Origin of the sequence: Chitinophaga ginsengisegetis, from assembly GCF_900168065.1 — a bacterium.
GTDB classification, from domain to species: Bacteria; Bacteroidota; Bacteroidia; order Chitinophagales; family Chitinophagaceae; genus Chitinophaga; species Chitinophaga ginsengisegetis.
Window position 1 is genome coordinate 1,961,804 of record NZ_FUZZ01000001.1, and the last position, 25,652, is coordinate 1,987,455.

The window sequence follows — 25,652 nt, forward strand, 5'->3', positions numbered from 1 at the left end:
ATTAAAATAAATACATATATTTATATTTCAAACTTTATTAAGACCTGCCAACAACTTTACCCGCTGTCATGATTACCATCACTATCCTTACCTTATGCTTTTTAGCCGCCCTTTCCTGTAAAATTAAAAAGGCAAAAGCGCCGGAACTACAGGCACTCCTGTGGTACCTGCACCTGATTTTTGGCTGTTTTGCGCTCTTATGCGTATTATTGATGCTGAATGATTACGGCTTCAAAGGCACCCAAACCGAACGGGTGTTCTTTACCCTCTACGCAGGTACCGGCATGCTTATTTACGGCCTCACCAAGCCGGATAACGACGCCCGGTACGCCTACCTGACCGGTTTCTTCGGGTTTCCGTTTGTGCTGCTGCTTGGCCTGCTCCTGCCACCACTGCGTACCCTCACCCTGGTAGCTGCCATCACCCTGCTGTCGGACAGCGAGTTTCACCGCTACAATATCGACGACGACTACGCCCTGCAAACGAAAAGCACCGGCATATTATCCACCTACCCGGTTTACAGCCTGGTGGAAGACAAATACCTGTTTTTTGAGAAAATAGTACCGGATGTGGTAAAACCGAAGGCTGCACTGCAATCGCTGAAGATGGCAAAACGGGGAAAAGACAGCGTAAGGATACAGGTAAACAGCATAGATACGGTGATTGCTATTTATTGATAGTGTATGGGGAGTGTATTGGAAGTGTATGGTGAGTGTATGGTGAGTGTATGGGAACAGTATGGGGAGAGTATAGGGAGTGTATGGGGACTGTATAGGAACTGTATGGGGAATACGACACATAGACGACTCCTAAGTATCCGAGAAGTACCGGAGAAGTATGCGAGAAGTAATATCCAGGTAACCGGGAACCGTATAACTGCCCGGTTCGCTACAGATCAAGATCAGCTGATGGTTTTTCAACAACCATCAGCTGACGACCCTTCATTAAACTCTTTCGATGATAATTGCGCTGGCGCCGCCACCGCCGTTACAGATCCCTGCAACACCGTAACGCGCCTGCTGCTGATGCAGGATAGCATTCAACGTTACCACAATGCGCGCACCGCTGCACCCAATAGGATGCCCCATTGCTACGGCGCCGCCCCATACATTCACCTTATCAAGCGACAGCCCCAGGTCTTTCGCATTGGCAATAGGCACACACGAAAATGCTTCGTTCACTTCTGCCACGTCCATATCGCTGATTTTCAGCCCGGCTTTGGTCAGCGCGTTGTTGATGGCTTTTACCGGCGTAGTGGTAAACCATTCCGGCGCCTGCGAAGCATCTGCAAAGCTGATAATCTTTGCCAGTGGCTTTAATCCCAGCGCTTTCAGTTTTTCGCCGCTTACCAGCACTACGGCTGCCGCGCCGTCGTTGATGTTGGAGGCATTGGCAGCAGTGATGGTTCCATCTTTCTGAAAACTTGGTTTCAGGGAAGGTACTTTTTCAAAGATGACCTTTTTGTAGTCTTCATCTTCAGATACTGTTACTACCTGTTTTCCGGGTACCTGCACCGGCACTACTTCATCTTTAAAATATCCTTTCTCCCAGGCTGCTGCCGCGCGTTTATAACTTTCAATCGCGTAGGCGTCCTGGTCTTCACGGGTAATTTTGTATTCGGTGGCGCACAGCTCTGCTGCGTTGCCCATGTGAAAATCCTTGTAGGGGTCCCAGAGGCCATCGCGGATGATACCGTCGGTGATAGCGCCATGACCCAGTTTATAACCGGTACGGGCTTTATCCAGGTAGTAAGGCGTAGCGCTCATGTTTTCCATGCCGCCGGCAACTACTACGTCGTTGTCGCCCAGCATAATACTTTGGGCGCCCAGCATAATGGCTTTCATACCGGAAGCGCATACTTTGTTAACAGTGGTACAGGGCACATTATTGGGTACGCCTGCAGCGAGGCTCGCCTGATTGGCAGGCGCCTGGCCGAGGTTGGCGCTGAGTACATTGCCCATATATACTTCATTTACTTGTGCCGGGGCAATACCAGCCCTTTCCAGTGCCGCCTTAATAACGTGAGCGCCAAGCTGAGTGGCCGGAATGCTTGCCAGTGCGCCATTGAACGAACCGATAGGGGTGCGGGCCACAGCTACTATAAATACTTCTTTCATCTGATAAATAAGATTGATTTGGCTAGTTTATAATCTACCAAATATAAGGAAAAGTTGCCGGGAACAGCAACCACGCGGACATACTACCCTCCTTCTCTCCAAATCCTAATTTTCCCGTATGTTTGCAGTTGCATTTACCAAACCGTGATATCTCAGAACTCCATACAACAGATCCTCAGCCGCATTGATATTGTGGAAATTGTGGGTTCCTTCGTTAAGCTGAAAAAAAGAGGCGCCAACTACCTGGGCCTGTGTCCGTTTCACAACGAAAAGTCCCCTTCTTTCACCGTATCTCCCGGCAAAGAAATCTATAAATGCTTTGGTTGCGGCGCCAGCGGCAATTCCATCAGCTTTATCATGGAGCATGAAAAGTACTCCTATGTAGAAGCGCTCCGGTGGCTGGCACAACGGTACCAGATAGAACTGGAGGAAACGGAAGTAAGCCCGGAACTGAAGCAGCACCAGCTGATGGCGGATAGTTTGTTTATCATCAACAACTACGCCCGTGAATACTTTACCGATACCCTTTTTAATAAAGAGGAAGGCCAGAATGTGGGCCTGAGTTACTTTGAAGAAAGAGGATTTACGGAAGAAACCATCAAAAAGTTCCAGCTGGGCTACTGTCTGAATACCTTTGACGCTTTTGCCAAATCGGCATTGAACAAAGGATACAACCTGGAATACCTGCAAAAAACAGGACTGGTTACCATCCGCAACGATCAACCTGCCGATAACTACCGCGGCCGGGTGATTTTCCCGATCCATAACCAATCCGGAAAAATACTGGGCTTCGGCGCGCGTATCCTGGTAAAATCAGACCGGGCGCCCAAATACATCAATTCTCCTGAAAACGAAATCTATGTAAAAAGCCGGGTACTGTATGGTACCTACTTTGCACGGCACGCCATCGATAAACTCAATGAGTGCCTGCTCGTAGAAGGTTATACCGACGTAATTTCCCTGCACCAGGCAGGTGTGGAAAACGTGGTGGCCTCCAGTGGTACCTCCCTTACACAGGACCAGCTGCGGCTGATTAAGAAATACACCAATAACCTCACCATCCTTTATGATGGCGACAGCGCCGGGGTGAAAGCAGCGCTCCGCGGGCTGGACATGGCTATTGAAGAAGGGCTGAACGTGAAGCTGGTATTGCTGCCGGACAAAGAAGATCCGGATAGCTATGTGCAGAAGATCGGGGCGGAAGCGTTCCGTGAATTCATTAAAGATAACAAGCAGGACTTTGTACTGTTTAAGCTGCAGCTCAGCATGCAGGAAGCCGGCACCGACAGTAATAAAAAGTCGCAGCTGGTAAATGAAATCGCTGAAACCATTTCCAAAATTGATAAGGCGGAAGATTTTACCCGGCAGCAGGATTATATCCGTCAATGCAGCCAGTTACTCCATATCGATGAGCAGGGGCTGATCCAGCTGGTCAATAAATTTATCCGCGACCGCCTCGTTAAACGCGAGCAGGCATACGCGCGTAACAATCCCGCACCCAGTGATGATGACCTGAGTGAAGAAGCCATTGCCGCAATGGAAGCGGCCGAAACAGGCATTTCGGTTGACTCGCTCATCAACGGGCATGAAAAACAGGAAAAGGCGCTGGTAAAAATCCTGTTACGTTTTGGCGACAAGCCTTTTAAAGAAGAAGACAATAGTACTGTAGCAGATTATGTGTTCCATCTCCCCTACGATTTTGAGGCGCTGGCGGAAAGTGAGCTGGTGAAAAGGATTTTAAGGGAATACAAAGCCTTGTATGATGCAGGGAATCTCCAGGATAAACGCTGGTTTCTTTATCATGAAGATCAGCAATTTTCAAAAGAGATTGCCAATATCCTGGAAGATCAGGAAGCCGATCTCAGTATGAAATGGAAAGAACAATTTGAAATAGATACTGTTTATGGCGACGATGCATATTTAAAAGATACACTCTCCACTACCAACTATCTGATCCTGCGGAAAGTGAAAAAGTTAATCTATGAAAATCAGGCCGAAGTTCAAAAGGCCTTCAAGGAAAACGACTACGAAGCGGCTAAAAGCTGTCTTGAAATGCAGAAACACCTCAACTCCCTGGAGAAAGAACTTACCAACGGTATGGGTACCGTTATTTTCAAGTAAGCGTTCGCGTTAGTAGCTTAAATCCGCTCCCATACCTGGAAGGAGAAAGGATACTGATTTTTTTCATCTGCCTCATGGCGTTCATCACTTACCAGTTCAAATTCTGCCCCATCCAGCTGAGGGAAAAAAGCATCCCCGTGAACCACTGCGTATACGCGGGTAAGATAGATGCGCTCTACTAACGGCCACGCCTGCTCGAAAATCTGGGAGCCGCCGGTGATAAACAGTTCATCACCGCCGAAAGATTTTGCCTTTTCAACACCTTCCTCCACAGAACGCACTACATACGCACCTTCCGGCTGAAAATCCGTTTGACGGGTGATTACTATATTAGGCCGGCCGGGAAGTGGTTTACCGAGGGAGTCAAATGTTTTACGTCCCATTACAATGGGTTTTCCCAATGTGGTGGATTTAAAATATTTAAGATCCAGCGGCAAACGCCAGGGTAACATATTATTGATACCGATTACGTTATTTTCCGAAGCGGCTACGATAATGGATATACGCATATGGGAAGTTATATGGCTACCGGTGCTTTAATGGCCGGGTGAAACTGGTAATTTACCAGTTCAAAATCTTCATACTTAAAGGAGAAAATATCTTTTACCTCCGGGTTGATCTTCATTACCGGAAGCGGGAATGGTTGCCGGCCCAGCTGCAGGTTGGCCTGCTCTATATGGTTGCTGTACAGGTGCACATCACCAAAAGTATGGATAAAGTCGCCGGCATCCAGGTTGCACACCTGCGCCATCATCATGGTTAATAAAGCGTAAGACGCGATATTGAAAGGTACGCCCAGGAATACGTCGGCGCTGCGCTGATACAGCTGGCAGCTCAGTTTACCACGGGTTTCCCCTTTAGCAGTATCTGCAGGAGTTACGTAAAACTGGAACAGGCAATGACAGGGGCTGAGCGCCATTTCCGGCAGTTCACCCACATTCCAGGCGTTCACAATAATACGGCGGGAGTCAGGATTATTTTTGATGGTATTTACGGCTTCAGTGATCTGGTCTATTACCTTACCGCTGCGGGTTTCCCAGCTGCGCCATTGCTTTCCGTACACCGGTCCGAGGTCGCCATTTTCGTCGGCCCACTCATCCCAGATGCTTACGCCATGTTCCTTCAGCCAGCCGGTATTGGTATCTCCTCTTAAAAACCAGAGCAGTTCATATATAATCGATTTGAGATGCAGCTTTTTGGTGGTCACCACCGGGAAACCGTCCTGCAGGTTGAATCTCATCTGGTAGCCAAAACAGCTGGTAGTGCCGGTGCCGGTGCGGTCTGTTTTTACAGCGCCTTCCCGTATAATATGTTGTAATAAAGATAAATACTGCTCCATAAGGTCGCAATTTACGAAGTTTTCCAGTTGAAAAAATATAACATATTTAAGTCAAAGAAAAAAAGCGGAAGTACCCTTAAATTTTCGTAATCTGCTATAGCATTTTACGTTACAACAAGATCGGCTTAGTGAGAAGTCCTTGCCATCAGCGATGATGATGAAAAACCTATAGTTCCCCTTGCGGCAAGGATCACAACAAAATTAACTTTATTAAACAACCAAAATCGGATCAGGATCTGTGCTATCTGTAAACCAAAAAATAATCAGCAACATGATATTGTAACCTCGTTTTAATCATCATTCATTTATCTAAACCATCACAAGCTATGCTTCTACCAAAATCCAGCTTGCTGGTACTGCTATGCCTATGCAGTACCCTGGCACTATTTGCGCAGCAAAACATCACCGGAAAAATCAGGGACGCCGTCAGCGGCAAACCCATTCCCGGCGTTACCGTACGCATTCCCAACACCAACAAAGGGACCATCACCGATGCTGATGGCAATTATACGCTGGCCATCACGGCCGGCACCACAAGTTTAATGGTGAGTTATACCGGCTATAAAACCAAAACAATCAATCTTACGCCGGGTAACAATGTGATAAACCTGACCCTGGAAGAAGATTTCGCCCGGCTGGATGAAATTGTGGTAACAGGGTTAGCCACCAATGTGAAGCGAAGTAATCTTGCCAATGCAGTAGCTACTATTTCAGGCACGGAATTAAACGGGGTAGCGCCTGCACAAACATTTGACGCAGCCCTCAGCGGTAAAGTGCCCGGCGCCATGATAACGGCCAATTCCGGCGCCCCCGGTGGTGGTATTTCCGTAAAAATGCGCGGTATCACTTCCGTATTTGGTAACTCTCAGCCGCTGTATGTAGTAGATGGGATCTTCTTCAATAACAGCAGCATTCCCGCGGGACTGAACGATGTAACCGGCGCTGCTACCTCCGGAAGTCCCAACAACCAGGATAACCCTTCCAGCCGTATTGCGGACCTCAACCCGGAAGACATTGAAAACATTGAAATCCTGAAAGGCGCTTCCGCCGCCGCGATGTATGGCGCCAAAGCTGCTGCCGGCGTAATTATCATCACCACAAAAAAAGGTAAATCCGGCAAAACAAAAATCTCCCTCAACCAGGAAACCGGCTTTACCAAAGTGCGGCACCTGATGGGCGTCCGCACCTTTACCCCCGAAACGGCCGCCGATCTTGCAGGTACTGCCGATAACCCCGATCCTGATGTACAGGCCAAACGCGCCGCCTATAAAGCGCAGTTCACCGAAGCAAAAAATGCCGGGAAGATCTTTGACTATGAAAAAGAAATTTTCGGGCAAACAGGACTGGTGCTGAACACCGGTATTTCCCTCAGTGGCGGCGGCGAAAAAACTACTTTCTATCTTTCCGGAAACCGGCGGCAGGAAAACGGTATTGTGAAAGGAACCGGCTATTTCAACAACTCCATCCGGCTGAACGTAGATCACAAAGTGAGTGATCGTGTATCCGTAGGCGTTACTACCAACTATATCAACTCCTCCGCCGACAGGGGGCTGACCAATAATGATAACAACGGCGTTTCGCTCGGTGTGGCGTTGTCGTCCACGCCTGATTTTGTGAACCTGTTCCCCAATGCACTGGGTGAGTATCCGCGCAATACCTTTGCCAGCTCCAACCCGCTGGAAACGCGCGATAACATGATCAACAACGAACAAACCAACCGTTTTGTGGGTGGCGGTAATATAGAGATACGCCTGCAACAGAGCGACCGCTCCACTACCAGGCTGGTAGGACGCGGTGGTATTGACTACTTTAATTTCAAAACCGCTGCCTTATTTCCACGCAACCTCCAGTTTGAAGAGAACGGCCTGCAGGGACATTCCATCCAGGGCAATACCAATAACACCAACACCAATATCGGCGGATTCATTGTGAATACCTTTACGCCCAACAACAACCTCAGCTTAACCAGTACAGCCGGCGCCACACTGGAAACCGGCTACCTTGATAATATTGTTACAGTAGCTACCAACCTCGTGTCTGGTCAAAGTAACCTGGATGCCAGCGCTAACACCACTACCCGGCAATTCCGCCAGAAATACCGGGACAATGGTATTTTTATACAGGAAGACCTTTCCCTGATAGATGCCATTACTTTCAGTGCAGGTGTGCGTTTCGACCGGTCTACCAACAACGGTGAATACCAGAAATATTACGTTTTCCCCAAAGGGTCCATTTCCTGGAATATTGCGAAAATGGATTTCTGGAAGGTACCCGGTGTGGATAACCTCAAGCTGCGCGCAGCTTATGGCCAATCCGGCAACGTACCTCCCTATGGCAGTAAATTTACCCAGATGCTGGGTAGCAACATCGGCGGCTTCCCCGGCGTGCTCGTAGAAAACCTGCAGGGCAACCCCGATATTAAACCGGAACGGCAAACAGAATTTGAAACCGGGCTGGATGTGAGCGTACTGAATGGCCGCATCAGCCTGGAGGCAACCTACTATAACAAAAAGATCTACGATGTATTACTGCGTCATGCGCTTCCCGGCTCCTCCGGTTATGCCACTGAGTGGAAAAACAGCGGTGACCTGAGAAACAAAGGAATAGAGCTGGGCTTAAACCTGATACCTGTGAACAGGCCCAATGTACGATGGAACAGCAGCATCAACTGGTGGCAAAACCGTTCCAAAGTCACCAAGCTGATCATTCCTCCGTATGCCATTGGCGCCTTTGGTAATTCACTCGGTACTTTTTACCTGGAAGAAGGACAACCTGCCACGCAGATCAAAGGCACCGTGAACGGCGACCTGAAACTGATCGGCAATGCCGAACCGGATTTCCAGATGAGCTTCTTCAATGAATTAACCGTATTCAAAAACCTGTCCCTCCGTTTCCTCATCCACTGGAAAAAAGGCGGCGACAACATTAACCTCACCCAGCTGCTCACCGATCTCGGAGCTACTTCTTTTGATTATGATGATGAGATGAAAGGCACGAAGGCAGGGCTTTACCGTCCTGGCGCCGGCGATGCATCCATCTATGTACAGGATGCTTCGTATGTGCGTATCCGTGAGATAGGTCTTTATTACAATATTCCCATCAAAAATACTGCGATACTGAAAGCGATCCGTGTCGGCGTATCCGCCAATAATTTCTTTACGTGGACAAAGTACGTGGGCTATGATCCGGAAGTATCCAACTTCGGCAGTAACACCATTACTACCGCTCAAACCCGCGGCAGTAACGGTTTATCAACAGGCGTAGATGTTATGCCGTTCCCTGCATCCAAAAGGGCCAGTTTTCATGTTGGCGTCGATTTCTGATCATTATCCATCTGCTTAAAATCATTACATATGAAAAAGTATCTTTCCATTATAACGGTAACTCTTTTCCTGCTGGCCCTCAACGCCTGTCAGAAAGGAGAGATCAACAGTTTGAATACACCCGTGGTAGGCGGTATCATCACCGATCCTTCCAGGAGCGACTTGTTTAACCTGGTAACGGGCGCCGAATCCGGTATGCGCAACAGTCTCTCCACTTACCTTGATGGCACCGGTATTATTGGCCGGGAAATTTACCGTTTCTCCGGTGCAGAGCCCCGCTATACCACCGACCTGCTGGGTGGCGGCTCCAAACTGCTGGACAATAACACCTTTTACATTACCAACCCCTGGTCGGCCCGCTACCAGGTAGCAAGGCAATGTTTCATTTTGCTCGATGCCATTAACAATACCCGTACAGAAGTAGCATCTGATGTACAAAAGAAGGCATTCACAGGATTTGCCAAAACACTGATCGGCTATCAGCTGTTGCTGAATCTCAACATGACCAATACCAATGGCGTACGTATACCCGTACCCAATGGCGCTACCCTGGGGCCTGTTATTACCAACCCTGCTGTAGTGATGGATTCTATATTAAAATTCCTCGATGAAGGAAAAGCTGACCTCACCGGATCGGAAGTTATTTTTCCTTTGTCAGATGGATTCCTGGGATTTAAAAATGCTGCGGGCCTGATTAAATTCAACCGCGCCATTGCTGCCAGGGTGTATACTTATCAACAGAAATGGGACAACGCACTGAGCGCGCTCAATGAATCATTCTTTGACCTCAACGGCCCGTTGAACAATGGTGTTTATCATGCCTTTTCCACCAATGGCGGCGACCTTGCCAATACCATGTATCTCCCGCCAAATGGCAATGGAGAAATAAGGGTAGCGCATCCTTCTTTTGCCACCAATATCATTGCAGGTGATGACCGCATCACCAAAACATCGCTGCGCACTTCCTCCGCCAGCCAGAGCGGCTTAACCGGTAACCGTGATGTGATAGTATGGACCTCCTTAAATGCGCCCATCAGCATTATCCGGAACGAGGAACTGATATTGATTTATGCAGAAGCGAAGATGCAGAAAAATGCGATCCCCGATGCCACAGTGGCCATCAACCGTATACGCACAGCGCATAACCTTCCGGTATATAGCGGCCCCCCTACACTGGCAGCACTAATTACGGAACTGTTATACAACAGGCGTTATTCCCTGTTTATGGAGGGCCATCGCTGGATAGATGTAAGGAGATATAACCTGTTGGGAACTTTGCCTAAAGACAGGCCGGATGATGATGTGTGGCCGAGGTATCCGTTGCCGCAGAGTGAAAACAATATTTAAGAATAGTATCGTCATAAAAAGAGCGAAGCGCATCCGGGGATGCGCTTCGCTCTTTTTATGACTTTATGCCATCGCCCTTCTCTTCATTTCTTTTCTGATCAGTGCCAGTTCGCGGCCCATTTGCCCGGCGATGGAGGTGTTCTCCTGCGCCCTGCGGATCAGGTAAGGCATTACTTCCTTTACGGGGCCATACGGCAGGTATTTGCTGACGTTATAGCCGGCATGCGCCAGGTTAAAAGTGATGTTATCGCTCATGCCCAGCAACTGTGAAAAACTGACATGCGGATGGTTGTGCGGCAATCCTTTTTCGTGGAGTAACCTCGCGGCAAACATGCAGCTGTTTTCGTTGTGCGTACCTATGAAAACGGCGAGCTTATCGATGTTATCAAGACAGAATTTTACCGCTGCGTCGTAATCCTTATCCGTAGCCTCTTTGCTTGGCTGGATAGGGGTTGGATAATTATTTTCTGCAGCGCGTTTGTTTTCTTTTTCCATGTAAGCGCCGCGTACCAGTTTGGCGCCCAGCAGGTAGCCATTCTTTACCGCTTTATCGAGGGATACCTTCAGGAAAGGATAACGGTCGTGGCAATACATCTGGAAGGTATTGTACACAATTACCTTTCCTTTGTTGAACAGTGACATCATTTCATCGGTGAGGGCGTCTACCGGGTCCTGGATCCAGGATTCTTCCGCATCCACGAGGATGGCCACATTATGACGGGCGCCTGCTTCAGCGATGGCATGTACGCGGTTGCGCACACGGGTATATTCCTGTTGTTCGGCCGGGGTTAAAGTTTCCTTGCGGTGTACTTTTTCCAGCAGATCGAACCGGGCGAAGCCGGTAATTTTTATAGCGATGAAAGGAATATCGGGTCTGGTGGCAGCGTATTGGATAGCACGGATGAATTCAGGAACAGCGGCATCGTAGCTTTCCTCCCCTTCCATTGCTTCCACGCCATAATCGAGTGCTACCCCTACATGATAGTTCCCCAGCTGCAGCGCAGTGGTAGCCGCTTCTTCCAGGGTTTCCCCACCGCAGAACTGTGAGAAAATAGTGCTTTTAATAATGCCTTTAATGGGTAACCCCAGTTTAAAGGCGATGGGAGTCATCACGGCGCCCAATTTTACCAGCCAGGGCTTCCCGATATTACTAAAGAGAAAGTTGGCTTTTTTCAGTGCCTTGTCGGTCTTTGCCTCAAATGCGATAGCGGTATTATCAAATGATAAAGGTAGCTGCTTTTCCATGGGCCGCAAAGTTAGGGTGCGTCCGGCTTCTAAACAAAAATCATTATAATATCAGCATATCTTTTTAACAGCGTTAACAGATATTGTCTATTGCTTCTCAGAAATTGTTGAAGCATACTCCTTTACCGGTGTTTATTTTATTACTTTTAGGTCTTTTTGAATACATACAAAATTCCCGGAATATGCTATTTAAACCTGATACTATCTCCCGTTGCTTTTCCAGCCGTAATGCGCTGGCGTTGTTGTTAACGGGTGGAATAGTGATCACCGGCTGCCAGACAAAAGCGCCGGAAAATGCACCTGTGAACCTGAAAACGCCGGGCATCGGATACCAAACCTATAAGGGCACCACCGGCCGTCGTACTGCCGTTACGCTGCCCGACAGCTCCCGCGTAATACTTAACTCTGCTTCTGTACTGGAAGTACCCGCCAATTATTTACAGGGCAACCGTGCGGTGATCCTGGATGGCGATGCATTCTTTGCCGTTGTTCCATCTACCGATACTTTTACTGTTACCAGCGATAAATTAAGGGCTACTGTGTTGGGTACCGAATTCAAAATGCGCTCCTTTGCCAGTCAGCATGGCGCTACCGTATACCTCCTCAACGGGAAGATCCGTGTAGGAAAATCCTATCATTCCGCCACCGATAACCAGCCGGAAATACTGGAACGCGGACAGATGATCCTGGCCAATAATGAAATTGACCTGATGGAAAAAGAAACCTATCAACCGGAGGAACTGGAAACGTGGTTGTCTGATACTTTGCGGATAAATAACACTAATCCCATGGCGCTATCCCGCATGCTGGAAGAATGGTTTGGCGTGGAAGTGGAAATGAAGGGCGATGCATCCAAAGCGCCCGCGATCAAAGACGCTGCTTTTTTTCATGCGTCGCTGGAAGATGTGCTGAACAACCTCGGCGAGCAACAGCATTTCAAATATAAGATCCGTGACAATAAGGTAGTGATTACATTTTAGTATATCCATTACCGTTAGTTACCTGTTTTCCTGTTGAAAGAAAAGATGGCCGCATCGGGATTTTTCTTTCCCTGTACCAGGTCTGTAATGATATTGGCGGCAATCTGGCTGAAAGTGATGCCATTGCCGCCAAAGCCCAGTGCAAAAAAGGTATGCGGCATGGGCGCGAATGCGCCGATGAAAGGCAGCCCGTCTTCCGTAGCGCCAAAGGTACCTGTCCACTTAAACTCCGGATGAAAACGCAGCTCCGGGAATTTCTTCCGCAGGTCTTTTTCCAGGTCTTTCGCCTTGCGGTGAATCAGCTTATCCCGGCGGCGGGGGTTATAAAAAGGTTCGTCACGCCCTCCTATCAGCACCCGGTGATCGCTGGTAGTACGCATGTAGAGGTATGGGGATTTTGTTTCCCAGATCAGGCAATCCTGGTACCATTGTTCTTGCGCATGATTGGGTTCACTTGCCACGGCGTAGGTAGAAGTTAATTTCAGCAGTGGAGTTTTGATATATTGCAGCACCTCATACCCGGTGGCGATTACGAGATAGCGCGCCGTAACCTGGTGCCCCTGCGAAGTTTTCAACACCACGCTGCGCGGGCGGAAATCAATATCCACTATAGCGGTACGGTCAAATACGGATGCGCCCTGTTTAATATTGTGCTGATGCAGCGCATGGGTGAGCATATACGCATCTGTTTGTGCAGCGGTATGTGAATAGATGGCTGCCGGCGCATCAAAGCCCATCTTTGCTTTTATTGTTGCGGCGTCCCACCAATCCATTTTCAGCCCCAGCTTACGGCGGGCTTCCAGTTCTTCCGATAACTTTTTTACATCTTTCCGGTAAGAAGCGAGATACAAACTATGCTTTCTTTCAAAATGCGGGAAGCGCAGGGCTTTGCAAATAGCCTCCAGTTCATCAATAGAAGCGGCGCATAGTTCGTATGCGCGGTTGGCATTGCGAATGCCTACTTTCTCCCTTAGCTCAGATAAACGCGTATCGATTTCATACTGCAGCAAAGAAGTACTGGCAGCGGTGCTGCCGAGGCCAATGGTCCGGGCGTCGGCTACTACACAGGGGATGCCTGCTTTTGTTAAGGCATAGGCCGTTAACGCGCCGGAAATACCGCCGCCTATAACTGCCACGTGCGTACGAATGTCCTGTTCCAGCCAGGGATAATTATATGGGAGGCCGTTACGGATGAGCGAATAAGGGTAACCTGACTGAAGATCCATATTTACTGATTTTACAAAAGCTGCACCAAAGAAATTCGTATCTTCTGTCAGCAAAATCAAACTGTCATGAAAACACTAACTTTCTTAACCAGCTGCTTACTCATGGCTGTGAGTGCTTTTTCCCAAACGGCTCCCTGCTGCCATACAGATGCCATCACGGAATTTGCCGCACTGGCCAGCCAGGAAGAATTCCGCATGGCGCACAAAGACCCGCTGCCATTCACCTACCAGGGAACTACCGGCGCGGCTGTCACGTTTCCCACTACAGATGGAACACCTGCGCATGGCTTTCTGTTCAAAGCCAAAGAAACCTCGGATAAATACCTGTTGGTGTACCAGGAATGGTATGGCCTCAACGACTACATAAAAAAGCAATCGGAGCAACTGTATAACGACCTGGGAGGCAAAGTAAATGTGCTGGCCGTGGACATGTATGATCAAAAGGTAGCTACCAACCGGGAAGATGCCGCTAAATTAATGCAGGGAGCCCCCAGGGAACGATTACAGGCCATTATGCAGGGGGCAATTACCTATGCCGGGAAAACGGCTAAAATAGCGTCCATTGGCTGGTGTTTCGGAGGTGGATTGTCTTTGCAGTCGGGTTTACTGGCGGGGCCTCAAAATGTGGGCGCAGTGATGTATTACGGCATGCCTGAGAAAGATGTGAGTAAGCTGAAAACTTTACACGGGCCGGTACTGGGATTATTCGGCAACAAAGACAAAGGCATTAACCCGCAGGTAGTAGATGAATTTGAGAAGAACATGAAGGAAGCGGGTAAAACACTCACGGTTAAACGTTATGATGCGGCGCATGGCTTTGCCAATCCGAGCAACCCTATTTTCGACAGCGCCGCTACTGCGGATGCCTATGGATATGTGGTGCCATTTCTGAAAAAAGCATTTTCACTGTAAATGTTCAGCGGAGGGAAGATGTCCCTCCGCTGAAATATCTTTACTTACCGCCGAGTCTGAGCAGCAATTCTTTTGTTTTCCTGATACCTTCTTCTTCAGATAATTTTTCGCCTTCGTACTCAATACCCATGAAGCCATTGAAGCCGGCGTCTTTCACTGTTTTGAGGATACGGGTATAGTCGATGGTTACTTCGTTGCCGTTGGCATCGAAGTCGTATGTTTTTGCGCTCACGCCTTTTGCAAAAGGCATCAGTTCTGCCACACCTTTGTAGCGGTCGTATTCTTCGAGGCAGGTAGTTTTAGCCCATGCCTCCGGCGTGTTGCTTTCCGGTTTGCTCCTTTTTATGCAGAAGTTGCCCAGATCCGGCAGGGTGCCGCAGTTGGGCATGTTCACGGTTTTCATTACGCCACTCAGCCATTCGCCGTTGGAAGACATGCCCCCGTGGTTTTCCACAATCACGTTGATGTCATGTTCTTTTCCAAAGGTAGCCAGCCTGGTGAGACCATCTGCAGCCGCTTTGGCTACTTCTTCCGGAGATCCCTCTCCTGCTGCGTTTACACGGATCGCATGACAACCCAGGAACTTAGCTGCTTCCACCCACTTGTAATGATTTTCAACCGCCTTCATTCTTTTCTTCACATCCAGGTCGCCCATTTCTCCTTCCCCATCGCACATAATGAGTACGCTGCGAACACCCAAATCATCGGCGCGTTTCTTCATGTCTGCGAGGTATGCCTGATCCTTTGCTTTGTCTTTGAAGAACTGGTTCACGTATTCGATGTTTTCAATACCGAATTCATTCTTTGCGCGGGAGGCGAAATCCAGGTGGTTCATTTTACCTGCAAACAAAGCTTTATGGAACGACCATTCCGCCAGCGAGATCTTAAAGAAAAGCTCGTGGGCAGTAGCTTCGCCGGGCTTTGCAGCAGCGGCGCTGTCGCCTTCACTCTTCGTGGACTTCCCCTCATTACAGGCGGCCAGTATAACGGGCAACATCCCCATTCCCATAGTGTACACGCCCATTTGACGCAGGAATTGCCTGCGGTTGTTAACATTACTCATATACGTGGGTTTTAAAATTCATTCTCCTAAAATATTCATTTACACGGGGGAAAGCAAGTTTAAGCGTATAAATTTTCAGGGAGAAAGAAAAAAGAACTATTTAAAAGGGATTTCAGAAAGAAGATGATAACGCGCCGCTTCCGCCGCTGCTGCGGCCTGAAGGGCGTTGTTGTAAGTGGCCGGAACCTGGCTGCCGTGGGCAAAAAGAAGGCGGTACTGTTCCGCATACTGCGGATAGTATTGCTGCACGGCCTGCATCACCAGCTGTTTGCTATCGGCCGCTTCGTCTCCCCACAACGTAGTGGAAGCGGGAAATACATACCGCGCGCCATGCTGGTGAAAAGCAGCGTATAGCCGTGCTAGTTGCTCCGGCCTGTCGGTGATAAACGGTAAGAGAGGCATTAAACTCACGCCGGTCATAAACCCTGCATCTGCGCAGGATTTCAGGGCCAGCAACCGTTGTGCGGGATCAGGCGCACCGGGTTCAAACTGTTTCCCGATAATTGGATCGATGGTACTAAAAGAGAAAGTGATCATGGCCTTGTGCCGGTACAAAGCCATATCAGCGGGCAATACGGCCTGTTCGTTGATTTGCCGGAGGATGTCGAGATCGCGTAATACCAGCGGCGATTTGGTGATGATATGTACCGGGAAACGGTATTCAAGCAGTAGTTCGAGGATGCTCCGGGTGAGCAGTTCCTTTTCTTCCAGCGGAAGATATGCATCTGTTACAGACGACAGCACCACAAAGCCCTGTTGCTGCTTACGCGCCCTGGCTGCGAGTTGCCGGCGAAGAATGGTTAACGCATTTTCTTTCACCGATAACTTTTCTGCCATGTTGATACCGTATTTACTACCGCGTATATAACAGTACAAACAGTTGAATGCGCAACCGCTATACGGATTAATGGTATAGTCGTCCAGGAACCAGGGGTCCCTTCTTTTGGTTTTATTCAGTAGTGACGTAACCGTTATATACCTGGGCATATGCGAAGTTATATCACCAAAGGTCCGGATTTTATTTCATGGTCCCATGTAGCTTTTTATGTTACGTCGGCTGCCAGTACCGCCAGGATACCCTGTAACACGGCTTCATGCCGCATGATACGGAAATGGCCGTCGCCGGTGATGCGAAGCGATTGTATAGCCGGGTATTGCTGCAGGTAGTCGTCTATTTCCGTGGCTTTTGCGAGGGTGTCAGTAGTATCGTAAGCCATCCATATTTTATCTGCCTTGATGTTATTGATGTAGCGGTGCATGTCCATTTCAGAGAGGTCTTCTTTCAATCTTTGCCGGATCAGTTGATGCAGCACGGGCATTACTACCGGGTGGATACGGAACAGGCGGAGCGCTTCATCAAAGAATACGGGTGCGCTCAATGCGGTGCTGAGCATCAGCAGGCGTGGCACGTGTACATTTTTGCGGGAAAGGGTAAGCGCGGCATTGAGTCCGCCGAACGAATGGCCAACGATAGCATGCAGGGGACCTTCCTGTTGCATCACCTGTTCCAGTACATGCATCCATTGCACCAGGTTGGTGCGTTTGCCGCCGGAAAGGCCGTGTGCCGGCCCATCGTAGGACACTACCCGGTAGCCCTGCGCCACCATTGAACTGATGAGTTGTTTAAAATGAAGAGGGCTGCCACCCCAGCCGTGGAGCAATAATACTTTGGGGCCGGTGGTTCCCCAGCGGTAGGTAGTTACTTTCAGGGGCGCATTATCGAAAGGATAGCTGGTTACCTCCAAATGCTGCAATACGGCCTGATCGCGGAACTGCTGATGTACCGGCCGGAGCTTTAATGCGGGCGGTGTGCAGTACAGCCGGTAAAACAGCTTTGCCGTGGTAACCGGAAACGGGCGGCTCATGGCGGATAATATCGCACCGGTCATCCGCAGTGACAATGGTAAAACCTGGTGTTGCATTTTTAGACCGATTGGTTTATTTTTAGGAATAAAAAAAGTTAAAGAGAATGATGCCTGATTTCTTCTCTTAGCGCTTCCAGTACCACGAGCATCTGTTTATTATGTCCGAGTACGCTGCTTACGAGTATAGCGCCTTCCAGCATGGTAAACATGCGGATAGCAAATTTCCGTTCGTCCCAGTCTTTTTTAAACTCGCCGTGTTCCTTTCCGTACTGCACCATTTTGGCGATGCGCGACTGGTAGTAGAGTACCAGTTCGCTCACTTTTTTCTTCAGCCCCGGGTTGGTGTCATCTGCCTCCACGCCGAAGTTGAGCATAGGACAGCCACCGGCTATTTTCTGCTCCGCCGGGAAGCGGGTATAATATTCAAACAACGCTTCAAACTTACCGGCCGAAGTATTAGCGGTAGCGGTTACCTGCCGCAGGTTCAGCTTCTCTTCTTCCGCGATATAATCAAACACTTCCATCACTATTTCCTCTTTGGAGGAAAAGTTGCCGTACACACCTCCCTTCGCCAGCCTGGTGGCTTTGAGGATGTCGCTGATAGAGGTGCCGGCCACTCCTTTTTTGTTAAAAATAGGAGCGGCTTTTTCTATAATGAACTGGCGTGTTTTTTCTGCTTTACCCATGCTTTTAGCAAATTAGACCAATTGGTCCATTCTGGCAAATATTTTTTCTACGCGGAGTTATAAATTAAAGATGCGTTCAATCGCCGGTGCATAGGCCGCCCCAATGGGGATTGGTATGTTTTTGATGTAAAGAGAGTTGCGGTCGGCGCGTTCAATTTTTTTATTAGCCACAATATAGGAGCGGTGCACACGGGTGAATGAGCCGATGGGCAGCAGATCTACCGCCTCCTGCATAGACAGGCGGGAAATGAGCTTACGGTCGGTGAGGATGAAGTTCACATAATTGCCGGCGCTTTCGAGGTAGAGGATATCATCCAGCACAATGCGGAATTGTTCATAGCCGCTTTTCACAAAGATGTAGTCTGTTTGTTCCTTATTCACAGGAACGCCATTCTGTTGTTTCAGCTGCAACAGGTTATTGGCTTTATTGCAGGCTTTCATGAAACGTATCAGGGAAAAGGGTTTGAGCAGGTAATCGATGGCGTCCAGCTCAAAACTTTTCACCGCATGTTCAGAATAGGCGGTGGTAAAAACCGTCATGGGCGGATGCGGCAAACTGGATAAAAAATCCAGCCCGGAGATATCCGGCATTTTAATATCCAGGAACAGCAGGTCTACTTTTTCCTTACTGAGAAAGTCGATTGCTTCAAAAGCATTGGTAAAAAAACCCTTCATTTCCAGGAAGGGAACCTTGGCAGCGTGATTTTTGATAACAGCCAGCGCCACCGGTTCATCATCTATCGCAATAGCAGTCATCTTTGGCTATTTTTACGGGTAAGCAATACAGGGATCTAACTAATTTTGCCGAGCAGGAGTCGCCGGGCCTGCTGCCAGAGATTCTGGTACTGGCTGTTTTCCCGGCTTTGCCACTCTTTTACGAGGGCATCAGCCTGTTCGCGGCGCAGGTCGCGGGTAGATTCAAACAGGTGGTCCACCGTTTCCTTATCGGCTGCCAGTGCAGCAGCCTGGTAGTGTTCCATTAATTCTTTGCCGGTGTCTGTTTGCAGCCGTGCGGAGGCTACGCCCTGGGCAGTGGCGGCAGCCAGCTTTTCATCGTACTCACCTTTGGGCATCAGTATTTTGCTAAGCAGCGGCATTACTTCAATGAGGGTAATGATAAATACAATGAGGCGGTAGCGTTGTTTTACCGGCGGATGCGTTTCGGTCAGTTCGTTCAGGGCTTCTATCTGCGCCAGGAATCCGTTGGTGAGTGTGCTAACATATACGGCTTCCTTCAGGCTGTCCACGCTGTGCATACGTGCCATTTGTGCCTGCAGCTGTTGCTGCTGCGGCTCCCAGGCTCTTTGCATGGCCTGCAGTTCTTCCTCCGATTTGAGATAAGCCGATTTCTTTACGCGGGCAATGTCCGACTCTCCTATTCTGCCGGAGCCGCCGGTGCCGTCGGTTTCTTTGATGTAGCCATCTTTATATACTTTCAGCTCCGCGGTTTTCTGCGCCAGCTGCTGCTTGCCCTGATCAAGGGATTGCTGCAGGGTGGCCATCTGGCCGGCATTGAGCTTTACCAGTTGCGCGCGGTAAGCATCGAGCTTTGCCTGCTTGCCAAGTTCCAGCTGTGTATCGATATCTTTCTTAAATAACATTAATACCACAGGCTGGGAAATAAACAAACCTATAGTAACGGCAAGGACTAAACGAAATATTACCGGCATCACTTTTATGCTGCCGTTGGTGCGCGACATGGCGGCAATAAGCGTACGGTCGACCGATAAAATGGCAAAGCCAAAAAACAGCGCCAGCCCGGCTACCACCATATCATCGTTTACGATGGTGGAAAAGAAATAGCCCCACGACAGTGTGGCAAACATCCACGTCACCAATACAGATACACCGATGATACGGTACCGCTCTTTCTCGGTTTTACACTCCTGCAAAACATCGGCATCAGCAGCGGCCAGCCACCATAAAAAGCGCGTCATGCCATCGGGGCCCGGTACCACTTCTTCTTCTTTTTTCATTTACTTATTTATTAACATCAATTGTCAGATGGATAAAAAACTCAGTAGCCGTGTGACGGATACTCAGCTCGTGCCGGTGAGGGTACAATAAATTTAGTCTTTCTTTTACATTATTCAAACCAATCCCCATACCCTCCCTCTCCGGATCATTTTCCGGGCGGGGGTGCACGCTGTTATACACATCGAAGAAGATCTGATCGGCAGTGCAGCTCAGGGAAATCACGATACGGGAGCGGTGCCGCAGGCTGATCCCGTGTTTAAACGCATTTTCCACGAAAGGGATCAGTAACATCGGCGCAATCTCATGCTGACATTGACTTTCATCTATATTTACTTCTATCAGGATATCGGGAGATGACAATACGCGCAGGCGTTGCAGGGCGATATAATTTTGCAGGTAAGCCACCTCCTTATCCAATGGAATTTTTTCCATATGGTTATCATGTAGCATAAACCGCATCATATCACCCAGTTTCTGGATGCCTTCGCTGGTACGGGCAGCCTCTTCCTGTAAGGCGGTACCATACAGCGTGTTAAGGGCATTGAATAAAAAATGCGGATTGATCTGGGAACGCAGGAAGTCGAGATTGGCGGCGGAATGCCCCAGCGCTTTCTTCAGCGTTACCACCGTATTCACCTGCTTCTGGCGGCTTTTAAACAACAGCCAGCAAACGGGCAGCACAATGCCTGTGGATACCGCTATACCAATAAGTGCAAGCGCCACAAACCAGCCTCCGTCGCGGTGTACCAGTGCGCGGCATATCAATGCCATCAGCACATTACTTCCCAGGATGGTGAAGACTACATCCCGGATCAGTAAGCTCTTATTCCGGTGGATGTCCTCGAATGCCGGAAATACTTTATAACGGAGAATAAAAAACACGGCAATCTGCGAAGGACCAAAGAAAAAGATCATCAGTGCCATGTCCCTGGAATCGGAAAACGACAGGCAAAACAATACCGCAAATGCGCCGGCAGCCCAGCAAATTTCTGTAAGCATCTGCCGGAAAGCCGGATCTGTTACAATACGCGGAGACAGCAGACTTACCAGTGCTTTGCGGAAATAATAATACGCCACATAGAGCACGCCGGAAAAAACAGTAGTGATGAAAGCTGTTTTTGCAAAATACATATGCGCCCCCCGCACCGTGTCATATACGCCCAGCAGGTAGCCATTGTAATAAGAATTGGCAACCATCATCATGGCAAAATAAAACGCCCCCACCGGGATCAGCAGCAATATGCCTCCCAGCCACTTCCCCTTCTCCAGGAACTCCGGCACAATTACAAAATTCACCAGCAGGAAGGTCACATACACCAGCGTTACCCGTCCCATAGAAGGCAGCAGGTAATGAATGTAATAGTCGAACACCTGGTGATAGGTGGCGAACTTTCTGCCATAGATCTCCTGCAGCTCAAATACGTTATAAATAATGCTGGGGTATAGGATCGAAAACATCAGCAACACAAAAATGGCGGTTACGATGCCGAATTCAATTTTCTTAAATTGATTCATAAGGTTGATGTATTTAAGGCAATAATAGCAATTGTTGCTATGCAGCAGGGGCAAAATGGGATGAAAGTAGTGTAATCCGGTATGAAATCGGTTTTGATGGTAAAATAAGAACGCCCTCCGGAAGCCATCCCTATGAGTGTCGGGCTGACAGGGATAATTATAATAAATCGACAATCTTTATTATTTTCATCGCCTCAACAAGCCCAATATGAGCACATCCAACAGACGTAAATTTTTAGGAACCGCAGCAGCGCTTGCCGCCGGTACTGCCGCTGCCGCAGCAATCCCCTCAACAAATATGGAAAAGAAATACCCGATTGTACATCATGTGTTCTTCTGGCTGAAGAACCCGGATTCCAAAGAAGACCGCGATAAACTGGTGGCCGGCGTAAAAACCCTGTCGAAAATAGAAACTGTTCGTGACCTGCGTGTAGGCGTGGTAGCGAGTACCGAAAAACGCGAGGTAGTGGATAACAGCTGGGGCGTATCAGAACTGATCTTTTTCAGTGACCTCGCCGGACAGGCCACCTATCAAACCCATCCCATTCACCTGGAGTTTATAAAAAACTGTAGTCATTTATGGGAGAAAGTAATCGTTTATGATGCCGTAGAAGTATAAAAAGATATCATGGCAACGGAATACTGGATGAGCGGGCCGGTAGAAAATATACCGGCATTACTGCAACCCGTGGCGCATGCTTTACTGCAGGCCAACCAGGAGATCAATAACTTAATGCAGGATTTCCCGGAAGATCTTTTATGGGAGAAGCCAGCCGGACTGGCCTCTCCGGGATATCATCTTCAGCATGTGAGTGGTGTGCTCGACCGGCTGTTTACCTACGCCAGGGCAGAAGCGCTCAGTCAGCAGCAGTTTGCCGCCCTGGCTGATGAAGGTAACCCAGGCGCAACTCTTCATGATCTGCTGGATCATTTCAATGCACAGGTACATCAATCGCTGATGCAATTGTCCGCCACCCCGGAAGACACGCTCACTGCTTTCCGGGGTGTAGGCAGAAAACAGCTCCCCTCTACCGTGTTGGGGTTACTGTTTCATGCCGCAGAACATACTATGCGGCACACCGGGCAATTGCTTGTTACGGCCAAAGTGCTGCTGGATATGCATGCGCGTTAAAAGCGATGCCGCCATTACCCTTCGTGTAAATCCGGATATTTTTTATCCGTAAAACTATAAATTAGCCCTATGAAACGCTTCCTCCTTCTCTCCCTCGTGTTGGGTTATTATACCGGCATGCAGGCACAGCAAACGCAGAAACCACCTTTACACGGCAAAAACTGGATGGCCGTAACCGGCAAGCCCCTGGCTGCAACAGCCGGCGCCATGATCTTCCAGCAACACGGCAATGCTGTGGATGCCGCCTGCGCTATGCTGGCGGCCACCTGCACCATGTGGGATGTACTCAGCTGGGGCGGAGAAACACAGGCGCTGATCTATAATCCCAAAACCGGGAAAGTAATTGCCATCAATGCCCTGGGCGTGGCTCCTACCGGCGCTACTCCCGCATTTTATAAAGGAAAAGGATACGACTTTCCGCCTGAATACGGTCCGCTTGCAGCAGTAACACCGGGAACCGCCGGTGGACTATGCTACATGCTGGCAGAATACGGCACCCTCAGTTTAAAACAGGTACTGGCTCCTGCAATGGAAATGGCGGCCGGCTACCCGATAGAAGCACAAACCGCCAACAGTATTGAACGCGGGAAAAAATATATTAACGAATGGCCTTACAGTAAAGCTGTTTTCCTGACACACCCCGGTGAAAAAAGAGAAGCGCCGGAAGCAGGAGAAATTTTTGTGCAGAAGGACCTCTTGTCTACCCTCACCAAAATGGTAGCAGCAGAACAGGAAGCACTGCGCAACCATAAAAGCAGGAAAGAGGCAATCATGGCAGCGTACGACCGTTTTTACAAAGGAGACATTGCCAAAGAATTTGTACGTGGCTGCCAGGAGCAGGGCGGACTCATCACCCTGGAAGACCTCGCCCGCTGGAAGCCGGTGGAAGAAGAACCCCTGCATATTAATTACAAAGGCATAGAAGTGTATAAGCTGCAGGAATGGACACAGGGGCCCATGCTGCTGCAAAGCCTCAACATCCTGGAAAATTTTGACCTGAAATCAATGGGATATAATTCCACTGCATATATTCATACGCTGTATCAAACCATGAACCTCACTTTTGCGGACCGTGACTTTTATTACGGCGATCCTGCGTTCAATACCAATCCTGCTATCAAAGGATTGTTAAGCAAAGAATACGGCAAGGCGAGGGCCAAACAGATCAATCTGGCACAAAATGATGCAAACGCAGGACCGGGTGATCCCTATCCTTTCATCGGGAAAACCAATCCTTACCTGCATTTCCTGGAGGAGCGCAAGCAGCTGGCAGATACCAGCAGTGGCCGCCAACCCGGCGGATTTGTTCCTAAACATGACGCCACTACGATGTTGCAGCATGGAGATGCTATGTCGCCGGAAGGGGATCTGAATCAGCTGTATGCCGCCAACACACCCGACAGCGCCTATATGGACCGGCTGTGGCGTGGCACCACCAGCGTGGAAGCAGCAGATAAAGACGGCTGGGTAGTATCTATTACACCCAGTGGCGGCTGGCTGCCCGCCTGTATTGCAGGCAAAACCGGCATTGGTATGAGTCAGCGGGCACAAAGCTTTGTGCTGGATTCTGCGGTATGTCCTTTTAATGTGATTGCTCCCGGTAAACGGCCGCGGGTAACGCTTACGCCTTCGATGGCATTGAAAGACGGTAAGCCTTTCCTGGCCTTTGGCGTACAGGGTGGCGATACACAGGACCAGAACCTGTTGCAGTTTTTCCTGAACGTAGTGGAGTTTGGCATGACGGTACAACAAGCTACAGAAGCTGCGAATATAAATACCAACCAGTTATGGTTGTCGTTAGGCGGTACTACCATCAAAGACAGGGAGCCCCGTCCGGGAAGCATCCTGCTCAATAATAATACATCGGAGAAAACACGCAAGGCCCTGGAGCAAATGGGTTATCACCTCACGTTTGGAGAGCGTACCAGCGGCCCCATAAATGCTATTTACATGGATCGTGTGCATGGCAGTTTATGGGGTGGCAGTAGTAATCATGGAGAAGATTATGGAATAGGTTGGTAAGTAAATTACTCCCTGCTCCACACTTCATGAATAGGATCTCCTTTTGAGCTGTTGCCGCTGTGGTCCCAGTTGTTGCCGTTTACGCTGCCTTTAAAAGACAGCGCTGCGCCAACGCGGGAGCTATCGCGGGAGAAGAACTCAATTTTTTCGGTGTAGGTACCGTTTTCAAAAGTATAGGTACCTCCGCCGGAGCCAAAGAACTCGCCTGTTTCCTGGTTGATAGCCACCCATTGAAAGCGGGTGCCGGTCAGTATTTTCATGGTTCGCCTTGCGCTGTTGGGGATGGGTGTCATCTTACCTTCTCTTTCCCGTGAAGTGATCTGCCAGCTGCCTGCCAGCGGGCCGGTTCCATCGTCGATACGGGTCCACTCCTGTTTGCCGCCCCCGGGGCTACTGGTGATCAGCTGCCCATTTTCCATGCCTACCGGCACCGTAGTTTTTTGTCCTACCTGTGAGGCATTGGCAGTATTAAAAAGAATGGCTACATCCACCTGTGTGTCGCCTGCCTGTTTCCAGGTTCCGCCATATGAGGTGATGAAGCGTTGACTATTGTAATCCGTAACGGTAAACCAGGTGGGGGTAATGAGCAGCACGCTGGTTGCGTCTCCCGACACTGACTTCCAGGCGCCTAACGGCGAGTCCTGTGCGCTGAGTATACCCAGGCAGGAACAGCATAACGTAAATAACAGGATTAGTTTTTTCATAACATAGCGTTTGTTTTCTTAAGATAAGCAAACAAACGCAGTAATTAAGCGGTTTCTCCCGGTTGCATGCACGGGGCT

Annotated in this window: 22 protein-coding genes; 9 read left to right on the forward strand and 13 right to left on the reverse strand. The window is 49.1% G+C overall.

Translation table 11 applies throughout. The features are described from left to right. The first annotated feature begins 68 nt into the window (after positions 1-68). Entirely contained in the window at positions 69-677 is a 609-nt protein-coding gene (locus tag B5Z18_RS07780; RefSeq protein WP_079468806.1) for a hypothetical protein, read from the forward strand. A 267-nt stretch (positions 678-944) separates the two neighbouring features. Here the strand turns inward: B5Z18_RS07780 and B5Z18_RS07785 are convergent, their stop codons facing one another. Then, entirely contained in the window at positions 945-2,117 is a 1,173-nt protein-coding gene (locus B5Z18_RS07785; RefSeq protein ID WP_079468807.1) for an acetyl-CoA C-acyltransferase, read from the reverse strand. Between the two features lie 144 nt (positions 2,118-2,261). On the opposite strand from B5Z18_RS07785, the gene dnaG reads away from it, so the two are divergent. Next, entirely contained in the window at positions 2,262-4,238 is a 1,977-nt protein-coding gene (gene dnaG, locus B5Z18_RS07790; RefSeq protein ID WP_079468808.1) for a DNA primase, read from the forward strand. Positions 4,239-4,255: 17 nt separating this feature from the next. Here dnaG and B5Z18_RS07795 read toward each other — a convergent pair whose 3' ends face one another. Beyond that, positions 4,256-4,747 carry a dihydrofolate reductase gene (locus tag B5Z18_RS07795; protein WP_079468809.1) on the reverse strand — a complete coding sequence of 164 codons (492 nt, stop codon included), beginning with the start codon at positions 4,745-4,747 and terminating at the stop codon, positions 4,256-4,258. Between the two features lie 8 nt (positions 4,748-4,755). Beyond that, positions 4,756-5,577 (reverse strand): thymidylate synthase, encoded by an 822-nt coding sequence (locus B5Z18_RS07800; protein WP_079468810.1) that lies wholly within the window; start codon positions 5,575-5,577, stop codon positions 4,756-4,758. A 326-nt stretch (positions 5,578-5,903) separates the two neighbouring features. On the opposite strand from B5Z18_RS07800, the gene B5Z18_RS07805 reads away from it, so the two are divergent. Both B5Z18_RS07805 and B5Z18_RS07810 read left to right on the forward strand, forming a co-directional pair. Next, positions 5,904-8,900: a SusC/RagA family TonB-linked outer membrane protein gene (locus B5Z18_RS07805; protein WP_079468811.1), complete on the forward strand. Its 2,997-nt coding sequence runs from the start codon at positions 5,904-5,906 to the stop codon at positions 8,898-8,900. A 30-nt stretch (positions 8,901-8,930) separates the two neighbouring features. Then, complete coding sequence (locus tag B5Z18_RS07810) at positions 8,931-10,247, forward strand: RagB/SusD family nutrient uptake outer membrane protein (RefSeq protein WP_079468812.1); 1,317 nt, start codon at positions 8,931-8,933, stop codon at positions 10,245-10,247. Between the two features lie 63 nt (positions 10,248-10,310). Here B5Z18_RS07810 and B5Z18_RS07815 read toward each other — a convergent pair whose 3' ends face one another. After that, on the reverse strand, positions 10,311-11,492 hold the full coding sequence (locus tag B5Z18_RS07815; protein ID WP_079468813.1) for a proline dehydrogenase family protein: 1,182 nt from the start codon (positions 11,490-11,492) through the stop codon (positions 10,311-10,313). Positions 11,493-11,674: 182 nt separating this feature from the next. Between B5Z18_RS07815 and B5Z18_RS07820 the strand changes: the two genes are divergently transcribed. After that, positions 11,675-12,472: a FecR family protein gene (locus tag B5Z18_RS07820; RefSeq protein WP_079468814.1), complete on the forward strand. Its 798-nt coding sequence runs from the start codon at positions 11,675-11,677 to the stop codon at positions 12,470-12,472. A gap of 14 nt (positions 12,473-12,486) precedes the next feature. Here B5Z18_RS07820 and B5Z18_RS07825 read toward each other — a convergent pair whose 3' ends face one another. Next, a complete protein-coding gene (locus B5Z18_RS07825; protein WP_079468815.1) occupies positions 12,487-13,698 on the reverse strand; it encodes an NAD(P)/FAD-dependent oxidoreductase in 1,212 nt (403 codons plus the stop codon). A 66-nt stretch (positions 13,699-13,764) separates the two neighbouring features. Between B5Z18_RS07825 and B5Z18_RS07830 the strand changes: the two genes are divergently transcribed. Further along, complete coding sequence (locus tag B5Z18_RS07830; RefSeq protein WP_079468816.1) at positions 13,765-14,610, forward strand: dienelactone hydrolase family protein; 846 nt, start codon at positions 13,765-13,767, stop codon at positions 14,608-14,610. A 40-nt stretch (positions 14,611-14,650) separates the two neighbouring features. Here the strand turns inward: B5Z18_RS07830 and B5Z18_RS07835 are convergent, their stop codons facing one another. From B5Z18_RS07835 to B5Z18_RS07865, 7 genes are all read right to left on the reverse strand, one after another. Beyond that, positions 14,651-15,673, reverse strand: a complete 1,023-nt coding sequence (locus B5Z18_RS07835) for a sugar phosphate isomerase/epimerase family protein (RefSeq protein WP_079468817.1) — start codon at positions 15,671-15,673, stop codon at positions 14,651-14,653. A gap of 96 nt (positions 15,674-15,769) precedes the next feature. Then, positions 15,770-16,660, reverse strand: a complete 891-nt coding sequence (locus B5Z18_RS07840) for an SPL family radical SAM protein (RefSeq protein ID WP_079468818.1) — start codon at positions 16,658-16,660, stop codon at positions 15,770-15,772. A gap of 56 nt (positions 16,661-16,716) precedes the next feature. Beyond that, entirely contained in the window at positions 16,717-17,595 is an 879-nt protein-coding gene (locus B5Z18_RS07845; protein WP_079468819.1) for an alpha/beta hydrolase, read from the reverse strand. Positions 17,596-17,633: 38 nt separating this feature from the next. Then, positions 17,634-18,224 carry a TetR/AcrR family transcriptional regulator gene (locus B5Z18_RS07850; RefSeq protein ID WP_079468820.1) on the reverse strand — a complete coding sequence of 197 codons (591 nt, stop codon included), beginning with the start codon at positions 18,222-18,224 and terminating at the stop codon, positions 17,634-17,636. A gap of 57 nt (positions 18,225-18,281) precedes the next feature. After that, the gene (locus B5Z18_RS07855; protein WP_079468821.1) at positions 18,282-18,980 is read right to left on the reverse strand and encodes a LytR/AlgR family response regulator transcription factor; all 699 of its coding nucleotides are present in this window, start codon (positions 18,978-18,980) and stop codon (positions 18,282-18,284) included. A gap of 35 nt (positions 18,981-19,015) precedes the next feature. Then, entirely contained in the window at positions 19,016-20,200 is a 1,185-nt protein-coding gene (locus B5Z18_RS07860) for a DUF4407 domain-containing protein (protein WP_079468822.1), read from the reverse strand. 4 nt (positions 20,201-20,204) lie between these two features. After that, entirely contained in the window at positions 20,205-21,716 is a 1,512-nt protein-coding gene (locus tag B5Z18_RS07865) for a sensor histidine kinase (protein WP_079468823.1), read from the reverse strand. A gap of 208 nt (positions 21,717-21,924) precedes the next feature. Here B5Z18_RS07865 and B5Z18_RS07870 point away from each other — a divergent pair, with 208 nt between their 5' ends. From B5Z18_RS07870 to B5Z18_RS07880, 3 genes are all read left to right on the forward strand, one after another. After that, positions 21,925-22,335, forward strand: coding sequence for a Dabb family protein (locus B5Z18_RS07870; RefSeq protein ID WP_079468824.1), 411 nt, complete (start codon positions 21,925-21,927; stop codon positions 22,333-22,335). Positions 22,336-22,344: 9 nt separating this feature from the next. Beyond that, positions 22,345-22,848, forward strand: a complete 504-nt coding sequence (locus B5Z18_RS07875; RefSeq protein WP_079468825.1) for a DinB family protein — start codon at positions 22,345-22,347, stop codon at positions 22,846-22,848. 69 nt (positions 22,849-22,917) lie between these two features. Beyond that, the gene (locus B5Z18_RS07880) at positions 22,918-24,870 is read left to right on the forward strand and encodes a gamma-glutamyltransferase family protein (protein WP_079468826.1); all 1,953 of its coding nucleotides are present in this window, start codon (positions 22,918-22,920) and stop codon (positions 24,868-24,870) included. A gap of 5 nt (positions 24,871-24,875) precedes the next feature. On the opposite strand, the gene B5Z18_RS07885 is transcribed toward B5Z18_RS07880, so the two are convergent. Then, on the reverse strand, positions 24,876-25,574 hold the full coding sequence (locus B5Z18_RS07885; RefSeq protein WP_079468827.1) for a DUF2147 domain-containing protein: 699 nt from the start codon (positions 25,572-25,574) through the stop codon (positions 24,876-24,878). Positions 25,575-25,652: the final 78 nt, after the last annotated feature.